Origin of the sequence: Bradyrhizobium forestalis (assembly GCF_002795245.1) — a bacterium.
GTDB lineage: Bacteria > Pseudomonadota > Alphaproteobacteria > Rhizobiales > Xanthobacteraceae > Bradyrhizobium > Bradyrhizobium forestalis.
Map to the genome: position 1 here is coordinate 93,100 of NZ_PGVG01000001.1, position 20,651 is coordinate 113,750.

The window sequence follows — 20,651 nt, forward strand, 5'->3', positions numbered from 1 at the left end:
GTGTTGCGCTGCTGAACCGGGACCCAGATTGTCGCCATATGGGCCCCGATTCAGCAGCGCACCACTGCGCTTCGCTTGTGATGCGCTGCGCCCGGGGCACGCGAGGAGAAAGCAGCGCCATCACGACACCAGGCGTTCGAGCGGCGCACGGATGCAGCGCGAGAGGTGGCCGGGGCTGGTCTCGATCAGCGGTGGCGGCGCCTTGATACAGGCGTCCAGCACGAAGGGGCAACGCGCGGCGAAGCGGCAGCCAGCGGGAGGCTGCGCCATGTTCGGGACCATGCCTTCGATGGTCGCAAGCTGCTCGGCGCGGTGGTCGAGGCGCGGGATCGAGCCGAGCAGGCCGACAGTATAGGGATGCTGCGGTGCCGAGAACAATTCATCCACCGGCGCGCGCTCGACGATCTCGCCGGCATACATCACCGCGACCTCGTCGCAGACCTCGGCGACGACGCCGAGATCGTGGGTGATCAGGATGATCGCAGCGCCGCTGGCGGCCTTCAACTCGCGCATCAGCTCCAGGATTTGCGCCTGCAAGGTAACGTCGAGCGCGGTGGTCGGCTCGTCGGCAATCAAGAGGCGGGGATCGCAGGCGAGCGCCATGGCGATCATGACGCGCTGGCGCATGCCGCCGGAGAGCTTGTGCGGATATTCGTCGATGCGCCGCTCGGGTGAGGGGATGTGGACGCGGCGTAGCAACTCGATCGCCCGCTCGCGCGCATTGCGCCGCGAACCGCCGCGATGGCGAAGGATCGTCTCGATGATCTGATCGCCGATGGTCAAGCTCGGGTTGAGAGAGGTCATCGGCTCCTGAAAGATCATCGCGAGCCGATTGCCGCGGAGGTCGCGCAGCGTCTGGTCCGGGGTCTTCAGCAGGTCAAAATCGTCGAAGCGGATCGCACCTGATATCTCGGCGCTCTGCTTCGGCAAAAGGCCCATGATCGCCAGCGACGTCACGCTCTTGCCGCAGCCGGATTCGCCGACAAGGCCGAGGGTTGCGCCATTGGCGACGCTGAGGTCGACACTGTCGACCGCATAGGTGATGCGGCCGTCGTCGCCGTGGAAGCGGATGCGCAGGTCCCTGATCTCGATGAGAGGGCTGACGCTCATGATCGCCTTGCGCGCGCTGCTGCGATGCTGGCGTCGATGGCGCTGCGATCGGTATTGCCGGCCGGATTCTGCCGCGTCGGCATGGAGGCACGGAAGTGCACCCAGAGCTCCTGGCTGACCCGCTCGAGCCGTTCGAGCTCGCCGAGCGGATCGGGATGATCATCGGCGCGAACGTCCAGCGCCGGCCATTCCTCCTCGCCGTGGATCAGCAGTGCGGCGGACTGCTTGCCGCGCTTGTCGCCGCCGGCGGCTTCGCCCGCGCGCATGGCCGCGAGCAGGCGACGCGGAAAGGGCAGGCTGTCATTGGCGATATAGGTCTTCGCGGTTTCGTCGAGCACGTCGGCGCCGGCGAGCATGTTGCCGGCGATCGAGAAGCCGCTGCCTGCGAGGTGGCCGCACCAGTCGACACAATCGCGTCCGGTATGCGCGGCGATTGCGCCGCTCGTATCCATGATGTGGATCTGGCGGCTTTCGCGACCGTCATCGGTCGCGAGCAAGGTGGAGAGAACATCGTGTGCGTTCAAGCCTTGACGCAGCAGCTTGACGCCGTCGATGCCGTAATAGGGATTGACGAAGGCCTGCGTCGCGATCGCGCCGAGCCCGGCGGCGATATAGGGCACGCGCGCGCCGACGGCGAAGAAACGGGTCGCAACCGCGATGCCGAACTGGCCGGTGGCAGGATCGCGCGCGATGATCGACCAGGTCATGTGCTGCCTCTAGCGCCCTGCGGCGTAGCCCTGCATGCCGCGCGGGTTGGCGGCGGCGCGACGGCGGCGACCTACGCGTGAGGCCGCGGTGAGGCGGCCTTCGGACCAGTCGGGGCCGACCTCGACGATATGCCCGCGCTCGCGAAGGTTCTCGATCGTCGCCTTGGGCACGCGGTTCTCGACCACGAGCACACCGGGACGCGCGGTGCGCGGCCAGAACGAGATCGGGAAGTGCTCGGAATGCCAGGCCGGCGCGTCGATCGCCTCCTGGAGATTGAGGTTGCAATGGACGTGGCGCAGGAAGAACTGCGTGATCCACTGATCCTGCTGATCACCGCCGGGCGAACCCCAGGCCAGATAAGGCTCGCCATCGCGCAGTGCCATGGTCGGCGACAAGGTCGTGCGCGGCCGCTTGCCCGGCGCGAGCGCGGCGGGATGGCCTTCCTCCAGCCAGAACATCTGGGCGCGACTGCCCAGACAGAAGCCAAGTTCGGGAATGATCGGCGAGGATTGCAGCCACCCGCCCGACGGTGTCGAGGACACCATGTTGCCCGCCTTGTCGATGATGTCGAAATGCACGGTGTCACCGCGCACTTCGCCAAAGCGCCCCACCGTCGGCTCGCCGGCACCGAGTGCGCCGACCGCCTCGCGCTGGCCTTCCGCGCGGCGCAGCTTGACCACGCCGCCAAAGCCCTCGACCGAGCCGGGAATGAAATCGAGCGAGGCCTTGTCGGTGACGAGCTTGCGGCGCTCGTCGTTATAGGCGTCCGACAGCAGCGTTGCGATCGGGATCTCATTGAACTTGGGGTCGCCGTAGAATTTTTCGCGGTCGGCAAAGGCGAGCTTGGCGCATTCGATCTGGAGATGGATGAACTCCGGCCCGGTCGGATCGAGCCCGTCGAGTGCAAAGCCCTTCAGCAGCGCGAGCTGCTGCAGCGTCACCGGGCCCTGGCTCCAGACGCCGGCCTTGCAGACGGTGTAGCGGCCGTAGTCGTAAGTGAGCGGCGCCTCGATCGTCGGCTGCCAGCGCGCCATGTCGTCGGCGGAAAGCACGCCGCGATGCGGCGAGCCGCTGACGTCCATCACCTCCTGGGTGCGGCAGAATTTGTCGATGGCTTCGGCGACAAAACCTTGCGACCAGGCCTTTCGCGCGCGCTCGATCTCGGCATCACGGCCACCGCCGCCGCTTTCCGCCTCGCTCAGGATCCGGGCGTAGGTCGCGGCCAGCGTCTTGTTGGTGAAGAGCGTGCCGGGCTTCGGCACCTCGTCGTTCGGAAGGTACACCGCAGCCGAGGTCGGCCAATGCTTGCGGAACAGCTGCTCGACGGTCTGGATGGTGGCGCAGGCGCGCTCGACCAGCGGATAGCCGTCACGGGCATAGGAGATCGCCGGCTCCAGCACGTCGCGCACGCGCATCGTGCCGTAGTCGCGCAGCAGCATCATCCAGGATTCGAAGGTGCCGGGGACGCAGGCGGCGAGCAGGCCGGTGCCGGGCACCATGTCGAGCCCTTCGCTCCTGTAATGCGCGATGGTGGCGCGCGCCGGCGCCGGGCCCTGGCCGCAGATCACCTCGGTGCGGCCGCGCTTGACGTCATGCACGATGATGGGCACGTCGCCGCCGGGGCCGTTTAGATGCGGCTCGACGACCTGGAGCGTGAAGGCAGTGGCGACGCCGGCATCGAAAGCGTTGCCCCCCTTTTCGAGCATGGCCATGCCGACGGCGGTCGCGATCCAGTGCGTGGTGGCGACCACCCCGAACGTGCCTTCGATCTCGGGCCTCGTCGTGAATGGATCGGGATTGATCTTGCTCGTCATCGGCTACCCCATTTGCGGCGCGCGCAATTGATCACAGGGCCACGCCGCCGCCAAATGCGCAGGCTGCATGGCACGCGCGCGTCACGCCGGGACCGGCGCGGTGTTGACTGCGTGGCAGGCAACGCCGTCGATCAGTTCCGGCGTTTCCTTGCGGCAGAGATCGAACGCCAGCGGGCAGCGCGGATTGAAGGCGCAACCGGAGGGTGGACTGATCGGGTTCGGGATCTCGCCCTTGACCGGAATGCGCTGGCGGCCGCTCATCGCGAGATCCGGCACGGCGCCGAGCAGCATCTTGGTGTAGGGCATGCGCGGACGGGCGAACAGCTCACGTCCTTCCGCGATCTCGACGATGCGGCCGAGATACATCACGCCGACGCGGCTCGCCATGTGACGGACCACGGCGAGGTTGTGGCTGATGAACATGTAGGTCAGACCGAACTTGTCCTGGAGATCGCGCATCAGATTGAGGATCTGCGCCTGCACGGAGACGTCGAGGGCCGAGGTCGGCTCGTCGCAGACGATGAACTCGGCATCGGAGGCGAGTGCCCGTGCAATCGCGATGCGCTGGCGCTGGCCGCCGGAGAACTCGTGCGGATATTTCAGCCGGTCGTCAGGGTGCAGGCCGACGAGGCTGAGCAGCTCGCCGACGCGGGCCTGGATGTCGCGCTCGCCCTGGATCAGGTCGAAGGCGCGGATCGGCTCGGAGATGATGGCATCGACCCGGAAGCGCGGATTCAGGCTCGCATAGGGGTCCTGGAAGATCATCTGAATGCGGCGGCGCAGCTTTCGGCGCGCCGGCGCCTGCCGCGGGTCCGTCATCGAGACGCCGTCGATCAGCACGTCGCCAGCACTCGGGGGCAGCAGGCCGACCACCATCCGCGCTACCGTGGTCTTGCCGGAACCGGACTCACCGACCAGCGCGAACGTCTCGCCCTTCCTGATCTCGAAGCTGACGTGGTCGACCGCCTTGAGAAATTCGAGATGCCCGCCTTCGAGCACGCGGTTCAGCCAGGGCTTTGAGACGTCGAAGACGCGGCGCAGGTTTCTGGCCTGGACGAAGGGAACGCTCATGCCGCGCTCTCCGCCGGCACATTGTCATAGAGATGGCAGGCGACCGATTGCGCGCCGCGCGGCAGCGGCTCCGGCCGCTCGACCCGGCAACGATCGAAGGCGAAGGCGCAGCGCGGATTGAACGAGCAGCCACGCGGGATGGCCGACAGCCGCGGCATGGAACCGGGAATCTGCACGAGGCGCTTGTCGTCTCCGGCCAGCGTCGGGATCGCGCCCATCAGGCCCTTGGCGTAAGGGTGCAGCGGGTTCTTCACGACGTCCTGCACGGGGCCGATCTCGGCGACACGGCCGGCATACATCACCGCGACCCGGTCCGAGGTCTCGGCGATCACGCCCATGTCATGAGTTACCAGCATCACGGCGGTGCCGTGGTCGCGTCCGAGCCGTTTGATCAGCGAGATGATCTGCGCCTGCACGGAGACGTCGAGCGCGGTGGTTGGTTCGTCCGCGATGATCAGCTCCGGCTCCGCGCAGATCGCCAGCGCAATCACGACGCGCTGGCGCATGCCGCCGGAGAATTCGTGGGGATAGCCGTCGATGCGCTTTTCCGGGGCGGGAATGCCGACCTCGGCCAAGAGGTCGATGGCACGGCGGCGCGCAGCCGCCTCGGACAGGTTGAGATGGGTTCGGATCGTCTCCACGATCTGGTCGCCGACCCGGTAGAGCGGATTGAGCGAGGTGAGCGGATCCTGGAAGATCATGCCGATGCGCTTGCCCCTGATACGGCGCATCTCCTCCGGCGGCAGATTGTCGATGCGCAGGCCCGCAAGATGGATCTCGCCGCCGGCGATGCGGCCGGGCGGATCGATAAGGCCGATCACCGCGAGGCCGGTGACGGACTTGCCGGCGCCGGATTCGCCGACGACACCGAGCACCTCACCCTTGGCGATGTCGAAGGAGACGCCGTCGATGGCGCGCAGCGTGCCGCGGCGGGAGGCGAACTCCACCTTGAGGTTGCGGACGGAGAGAACGGGCTCGGTCATGGATAACGCATACTCATCGAAGCTTTGGATTAAGCGCGTCGCGCAGCCAGTCGCCGAGCAGGTTGATCGACAGGATCAGCGCTGCCAGCGCCAGCCCCGGGAAGGCGACGATCCACCATTCGCCGGCGAACAGATAATTGTTGCCGATCCGGATCAGCGTGCCGAGCGAGGGCATGGTGTCGGGCAGGCCGACGCCGAGGAAGGACAGCGTCGCCTCGGTGATGATGGCCAGCGCGAGGTTGATCGTGGCGATGACCAGGATCGGTCCCATCGTGTTCGGCAGCACGTGACGCAGCATGATCTTTGGCGCGGGCAGGCCGATCAGCTGCGCGGCAGCCACGTAGTCCTTGTTCTTCTCGACCATGACGGAGCTGCGCACTGTCCGGGCATATCCCACCCAGAAGCTCAGGCCGATCGAGATCACCAGAACCACCAGCATGCTGGTGGCATCCAGCCGGTTGCCGAGGATTGACTTCGCGATGCCATTGACCAGCAGCGCGATCAGGATGGCGGGGAAGGTGAGCTGCACGTCGGCGATCCGCATGATCACGCCGTCGACTGCGCCGCCGAAATAACCGGCGATGAGGCCGAGCGCGATGCCGAGCGCGCCGGCGAAGATCACGCCGGCGACGCCGACGGCGAGCGAGATGCGCATGCCGTAGAGAATGGCGGAGAACACGTCGCGGCCCTGCTCGTCGGTGCCGAGCAGGAACGGGCTCTGACCGTCCGCGGTCCACAGCGGTGAAATCCGCGAATTCATCAATTGCAGTTGTGCCGGATCGAAGGGGTTCTGCACCGCCAGCCAGGAGGCAAAGATCGCAAGCAGGAAGAACAGAACCGTGATGGCCGCCGCCACCATGGTGAGCTTGGAGCGCCGGAACGAATAGAGCAGGTCACTGTCGAGCGCGCGGCTGAACCAGCTGTGGGCGGCCTGCATCGGCTGCGCGCCCTGTTTGTCGGAGTTGGAAACGACTGCGTCGGACATGCAGGCTGCCTTATGCGGCGCGGCCGACGGTCGAGCGCAGGCGCGGATCGACCACGGTGTAGAGGATGTCAACCACCAGATTGATGGTGACGAAGATCAGCGAAACCATCAGCAGGTAGGCGGCCATGATCGGGATATCGACGTTTTGCACGGCCTGCACGAATAGAAGTCCCATGCCCGGCCATTGGAACACGGTTTCGGTGATGATCGAAAATGCAATAACCGAGCCAAACTGAAGCCCGGCCACGGTAATCACCGGAATCAGCGTGTTCTTCAGCGCGTGGCCGAAATGGATGGCACGGGTGGTCAGCCCCCTCGCGCGGGCGAAGCGGATATAGTCAGTCCGCAACACTTCCAGCATCTCCGCACGCACCAGCCGCATGATCAGGGTCATCTGGAACAGGCCGAGCGTGATCGAGGGCATGATCAGTGCCTTCAGTCCGGACAGTGTGAGCAGGCCCGTCGTCCACCAGCCGAGCTTGACCACTTCACCGCGGCCGAACGAGGGCAACCAGCCCAAGGTCACTGCGAACAGGTAGATCAGGAGGATGCCGATCAGGAAGGTCGGCAGCGAAATGCCGATCAGCGAAACCGCCTGGAATAATTTGGCGAGCACGGTGTCGCGCTTGAGCGCCGAATAGACGCCCATCAGGATGCCGAACACCATCGCAAACACGGTCGCGCAGATCGCCAGTTCTAGTGTGGCGGGCATACGCTCGCTCAACAGCGCCGAGACCGGCTGGCGGAACTGGTAGGAGACGCCGAACTTGAACTGCGCCGCGTCGGCGAAATAGCGCGCGAACTGCACCGGCACGGGGTCGTCGAGGCCGAGCGACTTGCGCACGATCTCGCGTTCGGCCGCCGACGTATCGATCGAGACGATCTGGTTGACGGGATCACCGGCGAAACGGAACATCGAGAACGCGATGATGCCGACGGCGAACATGACGCCGATGGCCTGAACGGCGCGGCGAAGCGTGAAAGCGAGCATGCCTTCCACTGTCCTTGAGTGTGCGTACGGCCGACGTCCTTGTCAGCCGGAAAAGGAAAGGTCCCGGAAACCTGACGCCGCCGGGACCTCGAGTTCAACCGACGCTATTCCTTCTTGGTCGCCCAGTGGAACATGACGAGATTGTCGGCGCGCTGCGGCAGGTTGACCTTCTTCGAGACGCCCCAGGCCAGCGCCTGCTGGTGCAGCGGGATGTAGGCCCAGTCCTTCATGCCGATTTCGTAGGCCTGCTTGATCAGCTGGTTACGCTTGGCAGTGTCGGCTTCGACCAGCACCTTGTCGGTGATGGCGTCGAACTCCTTGTTGCAATAGCCGCCGAGATTGGCTTCACCCCGCGAGGATTTCGCATCGTCGCGGCAGCCCATGATGTCATAGAGCACGTTATGGGAATCCATCGTGCTCGGGGTCCAGCCCAGGAGATAGAACGAGGTCTGGTAGCCGCCCTGCTTCAGCACCTTGGCGAAGTATTGCGCCTTCGGCTGCGCCAGGAGATTGATCTTGACGCCGATGCGGGCGAGCATGCCGACCACGGCCTGGCAGATCGCGGCGTCGTTGACGTAACGATCGTTCGGGCAGTCCATGGTGACCTCGAAGCCATCGGGGTAACCGGCCTCGGTCAGGAGCTTCTTGGCGCCGTCAGGATCGAATTTCGGCCGCTTGAACTCCTTCGACAGGATGAACAGTTCCGGGGCGATCATCAGCGCCGACGGGGTCGACAGCCCGCGCATCACGCGCGTCTTGATCAGCTCGATGTCGATCGCCTTGTAGAAGGCCTCGCGGACGCGGACATCCTTGAACGGGTTCTTGCCCTTGATGTTGGAGTAGAGCAGCTCGTCGCGAGTCTGGTCGAAGCCGATGAAGATGGTGCGCAGCTCCGGCCCCTTCAGCACCTGGGCGTTCGGGCTGGAATCGACGCGGGAGATGTCCTGGATCGGCACCGGCTCGATGACGTCGACCTCGCCCGAGAGCAGCGCTGCAACACGGGTTGCATCGGAGGCGATCGGGGTGAAGATGATCTCCTTCAGATTACCTTCCATCTTGCCCCAGTAATTGGGGTTGGCCTTGAACACGGTCTTCACGCCGGGCTGATGGCTCTCGATGACGAAGGGACCGGTGCCGTTCTCGTGCAGCGAGGCATAGCTCGGCGTGGTCGCCGCCACCGGCGTCGGATCGACGACGTTGTTCTCCTCCGCCCATTTCTTGTCCATGATGTACCAGACATCCCACGAGTTATGCAGGATGGGATTGGGCGAGGGCAGGATGAAATCGACAGTGTAGTCGTCGACCTTGACCACCTTGACGTCGGGCGCAAGGCGGGTCTGCATATTGGACCCCTTCTTGCGGACGCGGTCGGCGGAGAACAGCACGTCATCGGCGGTGAAGGGGTCGCCGTTGTGGAATTTCACGCCCTTGCGCAAATGGAAGCGCCAGCGGGTCGGCTCCGGGGTTTCCCAGCTTTCCGCCAGCGCGGGGATGATCTTGAGATCCTTGTCACGCGCGGTGAGGCCCTGATAGACGTGGCCGAGATGGGCGTGGGTGGTGCTCTCGTTCAGGGTATAGGGATCGAGCGACTTCAGGTCACCCTGGTTGGCATAACGTAGCGTCTGGCTCGACGCCGGCGAGACCGCCAACGCAAGCGTACCGGCGAGCGTCGCCGCAAACAGACTTCGACCGACTGACATTCTTGACCCTCTCCACACTGCCCACGCCGGTGATTTTTGATTGTTCGGCGAGGCTGACTGATCCATGTTGCCCAGAGTTCTCGACCCGTGCAAGCGCCATTCCAGCAAGGAACGCGCCAAGTTGCGCCGCTGTGCAGCAATGCTGACCGTGTCGCCCGGCATGGAGGACCGCGCCTTTCGACTTTGGTTGACCATACCGGCTGATTGCAGGACCGGGCATGTCGCACCGGCATCAGGTCGCTTGCGTTGCGCCACAACTCGCGGCGATACTCCGGACAGGCCGCTCGAATCTCATATGGAGGGGACATGAAGGTTAACATCGAAATCGACTGCACCCCCCTCGAGGCCCGCCAGTTCTTCGGTCTGCCTGACGTGGCGCCGATGCAGACGGCGGTGATGGAGAAGCTGCAGCAGCAGGTTCTGAGCAACATCGAGAAGGTCTCGCCGGAATCCCTGATCCAGAGCTGGTTCACGTTCGATCCGAAGATCGCGGAGCGGTTTCAGGACATGTTCGTCGCGATGGCCGGCCTGGGCACGCGCAGCAACGACAAGAAGAAATAGTGCAGTCCTGGCGGGACGGGGCGCAGGATCCGGGCCGGCTTCGTCCGCCGGGTCTCGGCCTGCTGCTCGCCGAGGCCCGTGGGCTATTCGAGTTGAATGCGAGCCTGCTGCTGTCGCCACTGCTGATGCGCGCGCCGAGGGGCGACGGCCATCCTGTGCTGGCGCTGCCGGGTTTTCTCGCCAGCGATCTCTCGATGGTGCCGATGCGGCGTTATCTCAGCGAGCTCGGTTATGAGGCACATGCCTGGCGGATGGGCCGCAATATCGGCGGGCTCGGGCGGATGCGGGATTCGCTGCGCGCCCGTTTGACCGAAATCCATGCCGCCACGGGACGCAAGGTCAGCCTGGTCGGATGGAGCCTCGGCGGCGTCTATGCCCGCGATCTGGCGCTTTGGGCACCCGACAAGGTCCGTTACGTCATCACGCTCGGCAGCCCTTTTGCCAACGACGTGCGGGCGACCAACGCCACGCGACTCTACGAGGCGATGTCCGGCGAGAGGGTGGAGGATTTTGCGGAAGCGCGCGAGGCGATTGCCGGCGATCTGCCGGTGCCGACGACGTCGATCTATTCGCGCGCTGACGGCGTCGTGAACTGGCGGACCTGTCTGCTCCGCCCCTCCGACCGCGCCGAGAATATCGAGGTGTACCTGGCGAGCCATATCGGGCTCGGGGTGAACCCGGCGGCGCTGTGGGCCGTGGCGGACCGCCTGGCGCAACCGGAGGGGGAGTTCTCGCCATTTGACCGGGCAGGGCCCTTTGCCATTGCATATGCCCCGCCGGAACAGGCAGTATCGGCCTGACGAGAAGCGCCGCCTAAGGCGCCCGTCACATCTTGCGGGAGGGAACCATGGCTGACGGTAAGAAGCTGTCGTCGCTGGACGCGTCGTTTCTCTATCTGGAAACGCCTGAGATGCCGATGCATGTCGGGAGCATGGCGATCTTTCGCCTGCCCGACGACTACAAGGGCGACTTCTTCGAAGACTTCAAGGCGATGATCGTCTCGCGCCTGCATATCGCGCCGATCCTGAAGGCGCGGCTGGAGAAGGCACCGCTTGATATCGATCATCCCTCCTGGGTCGAGGACGACCAGTTCGACATCGACCGCCACATATTCCGTGCCAGCCTGCCGCAGCCGCGCGACCGCGCCACGCTCGAGCGCATCGTCGGCTGGATGCACGCCAAGCTCTTGAACCGCGCGCGCCCGCTCTGGGAGTTCTACGTGTTCGAGGGCATGAAGGACAACGAGGTCGGGCTCTATTCCAAGATGCACCACGCCGCGATCGATGGCGGGGCCGGTGCGGCGCTGACCAACATGATCTACGACATCTCGCCGATCCCGCGAAAGGTCGAGCCGCCGACGGGTGGAACCAAGCCTGGACAGGAGCCGCGCGATATCGCCGCGAACCTACTCGATTCCTATCAGCAGCTCTTCACACAGCCGCTTGATGCCTCGGCGGCCGCGAAGAACCTGCAACTGCCGCGCACCGGCAAGAGCGACATCGGCTCGATCCTGTTCGACAACGCGATGTACCAGATCGAGAGCGCCGTTCGTTTCGCCGGCAACATCCCGACCGTGCTCAAGAGCGTGTCCGACGTGCTCGGCAAGGTCGCCGATCCCAAATCGCGCGAGAGCCTTGCCAGCATGGTGTCGCCGCCGACCATGCTCAACAAGACGATCTCGTCCGAGCGAAGCTTCGCCGGCGTGTCGATCTCGCTGTCACGGGCCAAGGCGCTGGCCAAGCAGGCCGGCGGCAAGCTCAACGACGTCGTGCTGGCGCTCGCCTCCGGCGTCGTCCGCCGCTACCTCCTGCAATATGGCACGCTGCCGGCGAAATCCTTGACGGCAGCGGTGCCGATTTCGCTGCGCGAGGAGGGCAACACCGAAGCCAACAACCAGGTGTTCGGCATGATCTGCTCGATCGCGACCAACATCGCCGATCCCAAGGCGCGGCTGGAGGCGATCATCGCGCAATCGACCAAGTCCAAGGAGATGTCGCATCCCTTGCGCGCCTTGATGCCGCAGGTCTCCAACATCTCGATGCTGGGCGCGCCGATCATGGTGCAGATCCTGGCGCTGCTCTACAGCCGCTCGAATCTCTCCGACGTGCTGCCGCCGGCCGCCAACATCACTGTCTCCAACGTGCCCGGGCCGCGGCAGACGCTCTATGCCGCCGGCGCCGAGCTATTGCACATCTTCCCGGTGTCGATCGCGACGCACGGGCAGGCGCTCAACATCACCGTGCAGAGCTATCGCGACCAGCTCGATTTCGGCTTCATCGTCGGTGCCAACATCATTCCACATGTGCAGGTGATGTGCGACATGCTGCCGGAGGAGTTCGCCGCGCTGGAGGCCGCCTTTGCGCCGCCGGCGGCCGAGGTCAAGGGCGCTGCAGAGTAGGAAGTCCGCCATGATTGACATGCCGCCGCTGAAGTTCGTGCAGACGAACGGAATCCGTATGGGCTATTACGAGGCCGGCCCGCAGAGCGACAAGCCGCCGATGGTGCTGTGCCATGGCTGGCCCGAACTCGCCTTCTCCTGGCGCCACCAGATCAAGGCGCTGAGCGAAGCCGGCATCCGGGTGATCGCGCCGGACCAGCGCGGCTATGGCGCGACCGACCGGCCCGAGCGCGTGGAGGACTACGATCTCGAGCACCTGACCGGCGATCTCGTCGGCCTGCTCGATCATCTCGGGATCGACAAGGCGATCTTCGTCGGCCACGACTGGGGCGGCTTCGTCGTCTGGCAGATGCCGTTGCGCCATCCATCGCGCGTCGCCGGTGTCGTCGGGGTCAATACGCCGCATTGGGATCGCGCGCCGGCCGATCCGATCGAGCTGTTCCGCAAGCGGTTCGGCGACCACATGTATATCGTCCAGTTCCAGGATCCGGCGCGCGAGCCCGACAGGATTTTCGGCAGCCGCGTCGAAGAGACCTTTGATGCCTTCATGCGCAAGCCGGTGGCGCGCCCCGAGGGTACGCCTGCGGAAGAACCGATTGCCGGCATCGGCGCTTCACCCCGGATCAACCTGGCATTTCCGCAGATGATTGCGAACTACGACGCCAGGCATGATCCGCGCACGCCGATCCTGTCGGCGGAGGAGAAGAAGGTCTTCGTCGACACGTTTACGAAGACCGGGTTCACGGGCGGCATCAACTGGTACCGGAATTTTACCCGCAACTGGCAACGCTCCGAGGGGCTGGACCATCACGTCCACGTGCCCTCGTTGATGATCATGGCCGAGAACGACGCGGTGCTGCCGCCGTCGGCTGCCGACGGCATGGAGAAGCTGATCGCCGACCTCGAGAAGTATCTCGTGAAGGATAGCGGCCATTGGACGCAGCAGGAGAAGCCGGAAGAGGTCAGCGCCAAGCTGATCGAATGGCGTAGAAGGCGGTTTGGGTGACGACGCAGTCACCGATGTAAGTGAGACGCCATTCCGGGGCGCCCGAAGGGCGAGCCCGGAATCTCGAGATTCCGGGCTCGATGCTGCGCATCGCCCCGGAATGACGCGATCAGGGGGAAGCGCATTTAATGTCGTCATCCAAGAACCGTCTGGACCCGATCCCGCACCCGCCGACCAAGCCGGTGGTCGGCAACATGCTGTCGCTGGACCCGGCCGCCCCCGTGCAGCACCTGACGCGGCTTGCCAAGGAGCTCGGTCCGATCTTCTGGCTCGACATGATGGGCTCGCCGATCGTCGTCGTCTCCGGCCACGATCTCGTCGACGAGCTCTCGGACGAGAAGCGCTTCGACAAGACGGTGCGCGGCGCGCTGCGGCGCGTGCGCGCGGTCGGCGGCGACGGCCTGTTCACGGCCGACACCAGGGAGCCGAACTGGAGCAAGGCGCACAACATCCTGCTCCAGCCCTTCGGCAACCGCGCCATGCAGTCTTATCACCCGAGCATGGTCGACATCGCCGAGCAGCTCGTCCAGAAATGGGAGCGGCTCAACGCCGACGACAAGATCGACGTCGTCCACGACATGACCGCGCTGACGCTTGATACGATCGGCCTGTGCGGATTCGACTACCGCTTCAATTCGTTCTACCGGCGCGACTACCATCCCTTCGTCGAGTCGCTGGTGCGCTCGCTCGAAACCATCATGATGACGCGCGGCTTGCCGTTCGAGCAGCTCTGGATGCAGAAGCGCCGCAAGACGCTCGCCGAGGACGTTGCCTTCATGAACAAGATGGTCGACGAGATCATTGCCGAGCGCCGCAAGAGCGCGGAAGGGGGCGACGACAAGAAGGACATGCTCGCTGCGATGATGACCGGCGTCGACCGCTCAACCGGCGAGCAGCTCGACGACATCAACATCCGCTACCAGATCAACACGTTCCTGATCGCGGGGCACGAGACCACCAGCGGCCTGTTGTCCTACACGCTCTATGCGCTGCTCAAGCATCCGGACATTCTCAAGAAGGCCTATGACGAGGTCGATCGCGTCTTCGGCCCCGATGTCAACGCGAAGCCGGCCTATCAGCAGGTGACGCAGCTCACCTACATCACCCAGATCCTGAAGGAGGCGCTGCGGCTGTGGCCGCCGGCGCCGGCCTACGGCATCTCGCCGCTGCAGGATGAGACGATTGGCGGCGGCAAGTACAGGCTCAGGAAGGGCACGTTCGTCACCATTCTTGTGACGGCACTGCATCGTGATCCCAGCGTGTGGGGTCCCAACCCTGATGCCTTCGATCCCGAGAATTTCAGCCGCGAGGCGGAGGCCAATCGGCCGATCAATGCCTGGAAGCCGTTCGGCAACGGCCAGCGCGCCTGCATCGGCCGTGGCTTCGCCATGCACGAGGCGGCGCTCGCGCTCGGCATGATCCTGCAGCGCTTCAAGCTGATCGACCACCAGCGCTACCAGATGCACCTGAAGGAGACGCTGACGATGAAGCCGGAAGGCTTCAAGATCAAGGTGCGTCCACGCGCCGATCGCGAACGCGGCGCCTATGGCGGGCCCGTTGCGGTTGCGTCCTCGGCGCCGAAGGCGCAGCGCCAACCCACCACGCGGCCCGGCCACAACACGCCGATGCTGGTGCTCTACGGCTCCAATCTCGGTACCGCCGAGGAGCTCGCAACACGCATGGCTGACCTTGCCGAGATCAACGGCTTCGCCGTGCAGCTCGGCCCGCTCGACGATTATGTCGGCAAGCTGCCGCAGGAGGGCGGGGTGCTGATCATCTGCGCCTCCTATAACGGCGCGCCGCCCGACAATGCGACGCAGTTCGTCAAATGGCTTGGTGACGACCTGCCGAAGGACGCCTTTGCCGGCGTGCGCTACGCCGTGTTCGGCTGCGGCAACAGCGACTGGGCCGCGACCTATCAATCGGTGCCGCGCTTTATCGACGAGCAATTGTCCAAGCACGGCGCGCGCGCGGTCTATCCGCGCGGCGAGGGCGACGCGCGCAGCGATCTCGACGGCCAGTTCCAGAAATGGTTCCCGGCGGCGGCCCAGGTTGCGACCAAGGAGTTCGGCATCGACTGGAATTTCACCCGCACCGCGGAGGACGATCCGCTCTATGCGATCGAGCCGGTCGCGGTGACTACCGTCAACACCATCGTCGCCCAGGGCGGCGCGGTGGCGATGAAGGTGCTGGCCAACGACGAACTCCAGAACAAGAGCGGCCCCAATCCGTCGGAGCGTTCGACGCGGCACATCGAGGTGCAGCTGCCGTCCAACATGACTTATCGGGTCGGCGATCATTTGAGCGTCGTTCCGCGCAACGATCCGACGCTGGTGGATTCCGTTGCCCGCCGCTTCGGCTTCCTGCCGGCCGACCAGATCAGGTTGCAGGTCGCCGAAGGCCGGCGCGCGCAATTGCCGGTCGGCGAGGCCGTGTCGGTCGGCCGTCTGCTCAGCGAGTTCGTCGAGATGCAGCAGGTTGCGACCCGCAAGCAGATCCAGATCATGGCCGAGCACACGCGCTGCCCGGTCACCAAGCCGAAGCTGCTGGGCTTCGTCGGCGAGGAATCCGAGCCGCTCGAGCGCTACCGCAGCGAGATCCTGGCCAGGCGCAAATCGGTGTTCGACCTGCTGCTCGAATATCCCGCCTGCGAATTGCCGTTCCACGTCTATCTGGAAATGCTCTCGCTGCTGGCGCCGCGCTATTACTCGATCTCGTCCTCGCCGTCGGTCGATCCGGTGCGATGCAGCGTCACGGTCGGCGTGGTCGAAGGTCCGGCAGCGTCCGGTCGCGGCACCTACAAGGGCATCTGCTCGAACTATCTCGCGAACCGTCGCGCTGGCGATGCGATCTATGCCACCGTGCGCGAGACCAAGGCGGGCTTCCGCTTGCCGGATGATCCATCCATGCCGATCATCATGATCGGCCCGGGCACGGGGCTTGCACCGTTCCGCGGCTTCCTCCAGGAGCGCGCGGCGCGCAAGGCGAAGGGGGCCACGCTCGGTCCGGCCATGCTGTTCTTCGGCTGCCGCCATCCCGATCAGGATTTTCTCTACGCCGACGAGCTGAAGGCGCTGGCGTCGGGCGGTATCACCGAGCTCTTCACCGCATTCTCGCGCGCGGACGGACCGAAGACTTATGTGCAGCACGTGCTCGCCGCGCAGAAGGACAAGGTTTGGCCGCTGATCGAGCAGGGCGCCATCATTTACGTCTGCGGCGATGGCGGCAAGATGGAGCCCGACGTGAAGGCGGCGCTGGTTGCGATCCATCGCGAGAAGAGCGGCAGCGATGCCGCCGCCGGTGCACGCTGGATCGACGAGATGGGCGCGAAGAATCGCTATGTGCTGGACGTCTGGGCGGGTGGGTAGGCGAAGCTCAATCTTGTAGCCCGGATGAGCGAAGCGACATCCGGGATTTCGCGGCACGAGCGGTCCCGGGTGTCGCTTCGCTCACCCGGGCTACGAATTATTCGTGCTAAAGCTCTGGCATGATTCCCTGGGAAAAGATCGACACCGCCAAAATCCCCGGCTCCGACGAAGAGCTCCGCCTGATGCGGCGGGGCAAGGAGTTCTCCATCAAGCTCGGCAGCAACGAGCTGATGAACAGCCGCCTGTCGGGCTCCGAGGCTGCGCTCGCCACACTCGCGGCAAAGCAGATCGAGAAAGTTGCAAAACCCGTCGTCCTCATTGGCGGCCTTGGCATGGGATTTACGCTGCGCGCGGCGTTGGCCGTGCTCGGAGACAAGGCGAAGATCGTGGTCTCCGAGTTGGTCCCGTCGGTCGTCGCCTGGGCACGCGGGCCGATGGCGGAGGTGTTCGGCGACAGCCTGGATGATGCCAGGGTGAGCGTCCGGGAGACCGACGTTGGCGAAATCATCCGCGGGCAGCGGTCGGCCTTCGACGCCATTCTCCTCGACGTCGACAACGGCCCCGAAGGGCTGACCCGGAAGGGCAATGACGCGCTGTACAATGCGAGCGGATTGGCGGCGGCCAAGACGGCGCTGCGGCCGGGCGGTGTGCTCGCCGTCTGGTCGTCGGGACCGAATCCGGCGTTCACCAAGCGCCTTCGCAGCGCCGGTTTCGACGTCAACGAGGTCAATGTCCGCGCCACCGGCTGGGGCGGTGGCGCGCGCCATGTGATCTGGGTCGCGCGAAAGACCTAAGCTGCCCGCGCCGCCGCGCCATGCGCATGCTTGTCGATCGCGTCGATGATCTCCGGCCAGAATCGCATGGGCAGCGCGTGGCCCATACCCTCGATCATCAGCAGCTTCGCGTTCGGAATCGACGCCGCCGTGTCCTTGCCGCCCTCGGGATGGACCAGCGGATCGACGGTGCCGTGAATGACGAGCGTCGGCGTCTTCACGGCGTGCAGCCGCTCCTTGCGGCTGCCGGAGGCGAGCACGGCGCGGAGCTGGCGGCCGACGCCGGCCGGGTTGAGTCCGCGCGCGAACACGCGCTCGGCGCGGCCAGGGTCGAGCGCTTCCTCTTCCGGAAAATGCCCGACGCGCAGCACTTTCCAGGTCTGGCCGTAGCGGACGATGAACTCCTCCTTGCTGCGCGGCGGCGGTGCCATCAGCATGGCTGCCGCTTCGCGTGTCGGCGGCGGCACGCGCGGATTGCCCGTGGTCGACATGATCGAGATCAGCGAGCGCACGCGCTGCGGAAACGACAGCGCCACCTCCTGCGCGATCATGCCGCCCATGGATGCCCCGACCAGATGCGCCGACTTGATGCCGAGCGCATCCATCAGGCCGACCGTGTCCTTGGCCATGTCGATCAGCTTGTAGGTTGCGGCCACGGGAATCCTTAAGAAGCGCAGCTTCAGCAGTTCGAGCGGCGTCAGGCGCTTGCCGCCCGCGAGATGGCTCGACTTGCCGATGTCGCGATTGTCGAAGCGGATCACGCGGAAGCCGCGCGCGGCGAGCTGCTCGCAGAACGCATCGTCCCAATGGATCATTTGCGCCCCGAGCCCCATGATCAGCAGCAACGGCTCGGCATTGTCGTTGCCGAAAATCTCGTAGCAGATGTCGATGCCGTTGGCGCGGATCGTCTGGGGCGGCTGATGGGCGGTCACGGGTCCCTCCTGCTGATCGGTGCTGTATCGCACGGTTTCGTTCCGCGAAGAAGCCGCATGCGCGACACCGCGCCCGCTGCTTGCCGGTTGACCGGCACGTCGCAACGGTGTGGTATGGCGAGAAGAGAAGGGTGCAAAGCCCTCCACATTGGGAGGACGCTGATGACCGACAAGATCATCGATCCGGTCGCCTTATGGCAGAAGATGGTCGGCGAGATGGAGAAGGGTTTCAACTCCTTCGCGACCAAAGCGATGGAGACGCCTGAATTCTCGCAAGCCATGAACCGCGCCGGCGGCGTTGCTGCAGGTGCTCAGAAGCAATTCGGCGATCTCATGGAGAAATACCTGCTCTCCATGAACCTGCCGAGCCGCGAGCAGATGACCAGTATCGCGGAGAGGCTTCAGTCTATCGAAGGCCAGCTCGGCGAGATCAAGTCGATGCTGAGCCAGATGTCGGCCAACTCGAGTGCGCAGCAGGTCGGTGCCGCGCCGCGGCCGCCGCGTACGAAACGTCCGCCGTCCGAAGGCGGAGAGCAAAAATGAACGCGCCGACGGCACTTGATTTCGCCGCGATACCGGAGCGCATCCAGTCCGAAGTGCAGCGCGCTATCATGCGCAGCATCAAGGGCGTCGAATATTTCTCGACCTCGGGCCCGTCGCTGGGTTCGACGCCCAAGGACGTGCTGCATTCGCGCGGCACGATGAACCTCTATCACTACCGGCCAATGGCGGACGAGATCTACCGCGTGCCGGTGCTGATCGTGATGGCGACGACCAACCGCGGCTACATCCTCGATCTCGTCCCCGGTCAGAGCTTCATCGAGTTCCTGCTCAGGCGCGGTTACGACGTCTACATGCTGGACTGGAGCGCGCCGCGGCCGGAGGAGAAGGGCCTGCGCATGGAGGACTATGTCCTCGACTTCATCCCGGACTGCGTCCGCCGCGTGCAAGCCGATTCCGGGGAGCAGGACGTCTCCGTCATCGGCTATTGCTTCGGCGGCGTGCTGTCGCTGCTCTACGGTTCGATCCACAAGGACGGGCCGATGAAGAATTTGATCTGCTTCACCACGCCGATCGACTTTCGCGAGATGAAGCTGTTCTCGAATTTCTCCGACCGCCGTTATTTCGATGTCGACCGTCTCGTCGACAGCGTCGGCAACGTGCCGCCGGAGATGATCCTGTCCTCGTTCGAGATGCTGCGCCCGGCCTCGCGCACGGTGAGCCAGATCCAGCTCTGGGAAAACATCTGGAACGACGAGTTCGTAAAATCCTACCGCATGTTCGACCGATGGGCGACCGACACGCTGCCACTCGCGGGCGAATATTTCCGCACCATCACCAAGGACCTGATGTGGGACAACAAGCTGTTCAACGACACGATGTCGGTCGGCGGCCGTCCGGCGAAGCTCGAAGACATCAAGGTGCCGATCCTACATGCGGTCGCCGAGCACGACCACATCGTGCCCTATGATGCCGCCAAGCACCTGATCACCAAGATCGGCTCGGCGGACAAGGAAGAGGTGATCCTGAAGGGCGGTCACGTCTCGCTGGTCGCGGGCGCCAACGCGGTGAAGCGGCTGTGGCCGAAACTGGATTCCTGGCTGGGAAAGAGATCGACATGAGCGAGCAGCGTTCCTATCCGCGCCACGTCAAGACCGACGCCGGCGACATCGAGATCCGTCTGATGTCGCCCGCGGACGAGGCCGCGGTGCTGGCCTTCGGCAAGGGCCTGCCGACCCATGATCTGCTATTCCTCCCGCGCAACATCAGCGAGCCGAAGGTACTGTCGGCCTGGGTCAAGGAGATCGAGCGCGGCGCGATTCAGAGCCTGCTCGCGGTCAAGGACGGTAAGGTCGTCGGCTGCGGCACGCTGGTGCGCGATCCGCACTCCTGGTCACCCCATGTCGGCGAGATCCGCATGGTGGTCTCGCTCGATGTGCGCGGGAAGGGGGTGGGGAAGGCGCTGTCGCAGGAGACCTTTGCCCTCGCACTTGGGGCGGGCCTGGAAAAGCTCTCGGTTCAGATGACGGTCGACCAGCAGGCGGCAATTGCCCTGTTCGAGAGCCTCGGCTTCAAGGCCGAAGCACTGCTGCGGGACCATGTCCGGGACGTCGACGGCAAGACCCACGACATCGTCGTGCTCGGCCACAATGTCGCGCAGGTCCAGGCCCAGATGGAGGCCTATGGGCTGCCAGGTGCCGTCCAGCACTAAGAGGCCATCCAGCACCTAGGCCTGGATCGGGGGCAATCC

The 20,651-nt window shown here is 64.8% G+C and carries 18 protein-coding genes; 9 read left to right on the forward strand and 9 right to left on the reverse strand.

The genetic code is table 11. From position 1 onward, the window contains the following. Positions 1–120 precede the first annotated feature (120 nt). The 8 genes from CVM73_RS00425 to CVM73_RS00460 form a co-directional block, all read right to left on the reverse strand. Positions 121–1,110 carry an ABC transporter ATP-binding protein gene (locus CVM73_RS00425; protein WP_100230052.1) on the reverse strand — a complete coding sequence of 330 codons (990 nt, stop codon included), beginning with the start codon at positions 1,108–1,110 and terminating at the stop codon, positions 121–123. Continuing rightward, on the reverse strand, positions 1,107–1,817 hold the full coding sequence (locus CVM73_RS00430) for a DUF1028 domain-containing protein (RefSeq protein WP_100230053.1): 711 nt from the start codon (positions 1,815–1,817) through the stop codon (positions 1,107–1,109). The genes CVM73_RS00425 and CVM73_RS00430 overlap by 4 nt, the downstream gene beginning before the upstream one ends. Positions 1,818–1,826: 9 nt before the next feature. After that, positions 1,827–3,632 carry a gamma-glutamyltransferase family protein gene (locus CVM73_RS00435; RefSeq protein ID WP_100230054.1) on the reverse strand — a complete coding sequence of 602 codons (1,806 nt, stop codon included), beginning with the start codon at positions 3,630–3,632 and terminating at the stop codon, positions 1,827–1,829. Positions 3,633–3,713: 81 nt separating this feature from the next. Then, positions 3,714–4,703: an ABC transporter ATP-binding protein gene (locus CVM73_RS00440; RefSeq protein WP_100230055.1), complete on the reverse strand. Its 990-nt coding sequence runs from the start codon at positions 4,701–4,703 to the stop codon at positions 3,714–3,716. Continuing rightward, positions 4,700–5,686, reverse strand: a complete 987-nt coding sequence (locus CVM73_RS00445; RefSeq protein WP_100230056.1) for an ABC transporter ATP-binding protein — start codon at positions 5,684–5,686, stop codon at positions 4,700–4,702. Before CVM73_RS00445 ends, CVM73_RS00440 begins: the two co-directional genes overlap by 4 nt. 13 nt (positions 5,687–5,699) lie before the next feature. Further along, positions 5,700–6,671: an ABC transporter permease gene (locus CVM73_RS00450; protein WP_100230057.1), complete on the reverse strand. Its 972-nt coding sequence runs from the start codon at positions 6,669–6,671 to the stop codon at positions 5,700–5,702. Between the two features lie 10 nt (positions 6,672–6,681). Then, complete coding sequence (locus CVM73_RS00455; protein ID WP_100230058.1) at positions 6,682–7,662, reverse strand: ABC transporter permease; 981 nt, start codon at positions 7,660–7,662, stop codon at positions 6,682–6,684. Positions 7,663–7,766: 104 nt separating this feature from the next. Continuing rightward, positions 7,767–9,362 carry an ABC transporter substrate-binding protein gene (locus tag CVM73_RS00460; protein WP_100230059.1) on the reverse strand — a complete coding sequence of 532 codons (1,596 nt, stop codon included), beginning with the start codon at positions 9,360–9,362 and terminating at the stop codon, positions 7,767–7,769. A 306-nt stretch (positions 9,363–9,668) separates the two neighbouring features. On the opposite strand from CVM73_RS00460, the gene CVM73_RS00465 reads away from it, so the two are divergent. The 6 genes from CVM73_RS00465 (at position 9,669) to CVM73_RS00490 (ending at position 17,489) form a co-directional block, all read left to right on the forward strand. Continuing rightward, positions 9,669–9,923: a DUF6489 family protein gene (locus tag CVM73_RS00465; protein ID WP_100230060.1), complete on the forward strand. Its 255-nt coding sequence runs from the start codon at positions 9,669–9,671 to the stop codon at positions 9,921–9,923. Next, on the forward strand, positions 9,923–10,723 hold the full coding sequence (locus CVM73_RS00470) for an esterase/lipase family protein (protein WP_100230061.1): 801 nt from the start codon (positions 9,923–9,925) through the stop codon (positions 10,721–10,723). Before CVM73_RS00465 ends, CVM73_RS00470 begins: the two co-directional genes overlap by 1 nt. A gap of 47 nt (positions 10,724–10,770) precedes the next feature. Further along, on the forward strand, positions 10,771–12,321 hold the full coding sequence (locus CVM73_RS00475) for a wax ester/triacylglycerol synthase family O-acyltransferase (RefSeq protein WP_100230062.1): 1,551 nt from the start codon (positions 10,771–10,773) through the stop codon (positions 12,319–12,321). Positions 12,322–12,331: 10 nt separating this feature from the next. Beyond that, positions 12,332–13,327, forward strand: coding sequence for an alpha/beta fold hydrolase (locus CVM73_RS00480; RefSeq protein WP_167406533.1), 996 nt, complete (start codon positions 12,332–12,334; stop codon positions 13,325–13,327). Positions 13,328–13,455: 128 nt separating this feature from the next. After that, positions 13,456–16,695, forward strand: a complete 3,240-nt coding sequence (locus CVM73_RS00485; protein ID WP_100230064.1) for a bifunctional cytochrome P450/NADPH--P450 reductase — start codon at positions 13,456–13,458, stop codon at positions 16,693–16,695. 119 nt (positions 16,696–16,814) lie between these two features. Continuing rightward, positions 16,815–17,489 (forward strand): spermidine synthase, encoded by a 675-nt coding sequence (locus tag CVM73_RS00490; protein WP_100230065.1) that lies wholly within the window; start codon positions 16,815–16,817, stop codon positions 17,487–17,489. Here CVM73_RS00490 and CVM73_RS00495 read toward each other — a convergent pair. After that, on the reverse strand, positions 17,486–18,400 hold the full coding sequence (locus CVM73_RS00495) for an alpha/beta fold hydrolase (protein WP_100230380.1): 915 nt from the start codon (positions 18,398–18,400) through the stop codon (positions 17,486–17,488). The two genes, CVM73_RS00490 and CVM73_RS00495, sit on opposite strands and share 4 nt — an antisense overlap. Positions 18,401–18,562: 162 nt before the next feature. On the opposite strand from CVM73_RS00495, the gene CVM73_RS00500 reads away from it, so the two are divergent. From CVM73_RS00500 to CVM73_RS00510, 3 genes are read left to right on the forward strand one after another with little or no spacing between them, the layout of a single operon-like run. Continuing rightward, complete coding sequence (locus tag CVM73_RS00500) at positions 18,563–18,943, forward strand: hypothetical protein (protein WP_100230066.1); 381 nt, start codon at positions 18,563–18,565, stop codon at positions 18,941–18,943. Next, positions 18,940–20,022: a PHA/PHB synthase family protein gene (locus CVM73_RS00505; protein ID WP_100230067.1), complete on the forward strand. Its 1,083-nt coding sequence runs from the start codon at positions 18,940–18,942 to the stop codon at positions 20,020–20,022. Before CVM73_RS00500 ends, CVM73_RS00505 begins: the two co-directional genes overlap by 4 nt. Next, positions 20,019–20,612, forward strand: coding sequence for a GNAT family N-acetyltransferase (locus CVM73_RS00510; protein WP_167406534.1), 594 nt, complete (start codon positions 20,019–20,021; stop codon positions 20,610–20,612). Before CVM73_RS00505 ends, CVM73_RS00510 begins: the two co-directional genes overlap by 4 nt. Positions 20,613–20,651: the final 39 nt, after the last annotated feature.